Raw genomic sequence first — 3,770 nt, 5'->3', positions numbered from 1 at the left:
GTCAGAACCCGGCATTGACCTCCAGCTGGAAGACGTCGATGGACAGCGGGGCGCCGCTGACTTCCTTGGCGGCCATCCAGCGGCCGGTCAGCCAGACCTTGCGGTCGAAGGCGTAGGAGGCGCCCAGGTAGTAGCCCTTGGCGTTGGTGCCGCCGAGATGGAAATTGGAGTCGTTGAACCCGTCCGGCAGCGCGTCCGGGTCGATGCGCTTGTAGCCCAGCCAGGCGTTCCAGTCGCCGGCCTGGGCCAGGGCCAGGTCGCCGAAGGTGGCCTGGACCAGGTAGGCGGTGTCGCCGCTGTCCAGGTCGGCCACGGTGGGGGTGGCCCCGGCCGGGGTGGCCAGGTTGGTGACCAGCCCGCCATGGGCGCGGGTCCACATCCGCTGCGGGTCGTAGGCGGTGTTCTTGACCCCGTGGGCGTCCAGGCGCAGGCGGGTGCCGGCCAGGGCCGGGGTCTCCCAGCTCAGATTCACGTCCACCAACCTGAAATTGGCCGCCAGGCCCACGTACTGCGGCAGCGGGGTGTTGGCCGGGTCCAGCGGGTCCAGGGCGATGTTGCGCAGGAGCATGAGGGTGTTGCCCTTCTGCATGAACGCCGGGCGGGTGCCGTCGGTGCTGCAGACCTGGGCGCCGGCGTACAGCGCGCAGGGGGCCGAGTACTCGCCGGAGATGTTGCGGAACTGGTAGTAGGCCAGCGCCGCGCGCAGGGTCTGGTCCTGCCCGAAACGCCAGTTGGCGCCCACCTGCAGGCCGTTGAGCCACTTGTCGCGGCTGGCCTGCTTGTCCTGGCTGGTGGCCGGGAAGTTGTCGGCCGAGTATTCCAGCGGGCTCAGGCCCAGGGTGGCGAACAGGTCCAGGCCCTGGCCCACGGCCCGTTCGTACTTGACCGCCAGGCCGTCGAAGTTGAGGTCGTTGGAGAACAGGATGTCGGTGGACCAGTAGGGGTTGGCGAAGCGTCCGCCGGTGAACTCCAGGCCCGGCAGCGGTGACCAGGCCAGCCAGGCCTGGTCCAGCCAGGCGTCCTTCTTGGCCAGGCCGCCGCCCAGGGTCTGGGTGGTGGAGACCGGGCCGTCGTCGTTGCCGGTGGCCAGGCGCACGCCGGCGCGGGTGTGGTCGCCCAGTTGGGCCAGCACGCCCAGGCGGGCGCGGATGCGCCAGGAGTTGTTGCGGTCCTGGCGGGTGTTGCGCAGCGGCGGCAGGTCCAGGTTGGTGTTGGGGTTGATGTCGTAGCCGTCGCCGGCGTTGATGCGGGCCCAGTCGGTCTCGATGGTGCTGTTGCGTTCGGAGAACAGGCGCGACTCGTTGCGCACGCGCACATCGCCGGTGACCTGCACGCGCTGGGTCCACTCCGGCACCGCCTCCGGGGCGGCCCAGCGTTCGGCCTTGGCCTGGGCCAGCACCTCGGCCTTGACCTCCTCGCGGATGCCTTCGCGCACGGACTCGGGGATGTAGGGCACGCGCACCTCGCCCGGTTCCAGGGCCGGGCCGGCGGTGCTGGCGGCCGGGCGGGCGGCGGCCTCGCGGCGGGCTTCCTCGAGCAGGGCCTGGCCCACCTGGGGGGTGAGCGCGCCGCTGTCGATGAGGCCGCGGATGAGCTTGACCAGGGTGCTCTCGGCGGCCGGGGCGTCCTGGGCCTGGGCGGCGGTGGACAGGACCAGGGCCAGGCCGATGCCGGCGGCCAGGTGGCGCAGGCGGGAAAGGGGAAGACGGGTCATGGGCAACTCACAAGGCAGGAAAAAGGGGCGGGAAAAGGGGGGCAGTGGTCGGCACGGGGCGGTCCGGGTCAGCCGGCGGGCCGGCGGCCCTGCACCAGCACCCGGGCCGGGAAGGTCAGCGAGGCCGGCGGGCGTTCGTCCACCCGGCCCAGGGCGCGCACGGCTTCCAGCACGGCCTGGTCGGCGTCGGGGTTGCCGCTGCCGCGGGCCAGTTCGACCCGGCTCAGTTCCCCGCCGGGGCCGAGCCAGACGTGCAGGGTCAGCTGGAAGGCCAGCGGGCGCAGGCGTTCGTCGCGGGCGATGGCCTGCTGCAGGACGTAGCCCAGGTAGCGGCCGTAGGAGGCGTTGCCGGCGCCGCCGGCGCCGACCCCGCTCATGCCGCCGCCGCGGCCGGACTGGATGCCGAAATTGTCGGTGCCGGCCTGGGCGTCGGCGTTCATGGTCACCGGGTCGGCGGTGTCCGGGGTGGGCGCCTCCTCGGCCGGCTTGGGCACGTCCTCCAGCGGCTCGGGCTCGGGCATGACCTCCTCCGGTTCCACTTCCGGCTCGGGTTCGGGCTCGGGTTCGGGCGGCGGCGGGGGCGGCGGCGGCAGGGTCAGCACCGGCACGGCGGCCACCGGCCGGCGGGTGCTGGCCGGGTCCTTGAGCAGCAGGTAGCCGACCAGGCCCACCAGCAGCGCGGCCAGCAGCAGCGCCCCGAGCAGGGCCGGCCAGCCCGCGCGCAGGCCGCGTCCGGGACGGGGGTCGGGCGCAGTCATGGCCTCACCCCTGCGCCTTGCCGGTGACCAGGCCGACCTGGGTCAGCTCGATGCGCCGCAGCAGGTCCAACACTTCCACCACCCGGGCGTACTGCACTTGGGCATCACCGCGCACGATGACCGGGAAGTCCGGGGTGATGGCCTGTTCGGTGCGCAGGCGCTGTTCCAGCTCGGCCAGGCTCACCGGGTAGGCGTCCAGGAAAATCTGCCCGGCGTTGTCCACCGTGATGGCCTTGGTCTGCGGCTTCTCCAGGGCCTGGCTGCTGCTGGCCTTGGGCAGGTTGACCTCAATGCCGGGGATGGTGGCGTTGCTGGTCAAAATGAAAATGACCAGCACCACCAGCAGCACGTCCACGAAGGGGGTGACGTTGATGCCCTTCTCGCGTTTTTTGACACCCAATCGCTTGGCGGCCATGGCGCGGTCCTCAGGCCCGCACCGAGTGCAGCACCGACGGCACCGGACCGGCGGCGTCGAACTCCTCGGCCAGGCGGGCGCTGAACTCGTCCACGAACACGGCCATGTCCGCGCCGATGGCCTCGGCGCGGGCGGCCAGCCAGTTGTAGCCAAACAGGGCCGGGATGGCCACGCCCAGGCCGGCGGCCGTGCACAGCAGCGCCGCGGCCATGCCCGGGGCCACCGAGTTGATGTCCACCGCCCCGGCCATGGCCGCCACCGCGAACACCAGCATGATGCCGATGACGGTGCCGAACAGGCCCACGTAGGGGGCGCCTTCAATGGTGGTGGACAGCCAGTTCATGCGCCGGCTCATGCGCTCGCCTTCGCGGATGACCTCGGCGTCCATGGCCGCGCGGATGGCCGCCAGCGCGGCCGCGCTCAGGCCGTGGGCATGGGCCTGGCGGCCCTTGAGTTCGTCCATGGCGATGGCGTACAGCCGCCACAGGCTGGCGTGCTCGCGGATGTCCGCGTCCAGGGTGCCCTGGCGGGCGCGTTCCTGCAGGCTGGCCGCCGGCAGGCCGGCCACCTGCTGGTACTGCACGGCGAAGGCCGCGTTGGCCCGGCTGACCCGCCCGAAATACCGCCCCTTGGCCAGCATGATGGCCCAGGACAGCAGCAGCATCAGCCCCAGCACGATGACCACCACCCAGGCGTCCACCGGCATGGACTTCAAAATGAACCCGAAATGGCTCACCCCGGCGTTCTGTTCGTCCTCGCCCAGGCGCACCAGCCGCGCGGCCGGGCCCTGCGAGGCCACCTCGGCCAGCAGCGCGGCCGCCGGCCGGGCCACCTTGGACAGGCGCACCTCGTCCAGCGCGCCGGTGAACGGCGCGGCGGCCAC

4 protein-coding genes are annotated in these 3,770 nt (G+C 72.2%); all 4 read right to left on the bottom strand.

The annotated features are described in order from the left end of the window. Position 1 precedes the first annotated feature (1 nt). Positions 2-1,714, bottom strand: a complete 1,713-nt coding sequence (locus IQ458_RS19390) for a putative porin (protein WP_203323833.1) — start codon at positions 1,712-1,714, stop codon at positions 2-4. 68 nt (positions 1,715-1,782) lie between these two features. Then, on the bottom strand, positions 1,783-2,472 hold the full coding sequence (locus IQ458_RS19385; RefSeq protein WP_203323832.1) for a TonB C-terminal domain-containing protein: 690 nt from the start codon (positions 2,470-2,472) through the stop codon (positions 1,783-1,785). Between the two features lie 4 nt (positions 2,473-2,476). After that, on the bottom strand, positions 2,477-2,887 hold the full coding sequence (locus tag IQ458_RS19380) for an ExbD/TolR family protein (protein WP_183645121.1): 411 nt from the start codon (positions 2,885-2,887) through the stop codon (positions 2,477-2,479). Between the two features lie 10 nt (positions 2,888-2,897). Then, positions 2,898-3,770, bottom strand: an 873-nt coding sequence (locus IQ458_RS19375) for a MotA/TolQ/ExbB proton channel family protein (protein WP_203323831.1), incomplete at its 5' end; no start/stop codon positions are given.

This window comes from Pseudoxanthomonas beigongshangi (assembly GCF_016820515.1).
Taxonomy (GTDB): Bacteria; Pseudomonadota; Gammaproteobacteria; order Xanthomonadales; family Xanthomonadaceae; genus Pseudoxanthomonas_A; species Pseudoxanthomonas_A beigongshangi.
This window is presented reverse-complemented; position numbering and strand designations above follow the sequence as displayed.

Coding starts and splice junctions, on each gene's coding strand:
- IQ458_RS19390 (WP_203323833.1), bottom strand. CDS start 1,714: ATGACCCGTCTTCCCCTTTCCCGCCTGCGCCACCTGGCCGCCGGCATC.
- IQ458_RS19385 (WP_203323832.1), bottom strand. CDS start 2,472: ATGACTGCGCCCGACCCCCGTCCCGGACGCGGCCTGCGCGCGGGCTGG.
- IQ458_RS19380 (WP_183645121.1), bottom strand. CDS start 2,887: ATGGCCGCCAAGCGATTGGGTGTCAAAAAACGCGAGAAGGGCATCAAC.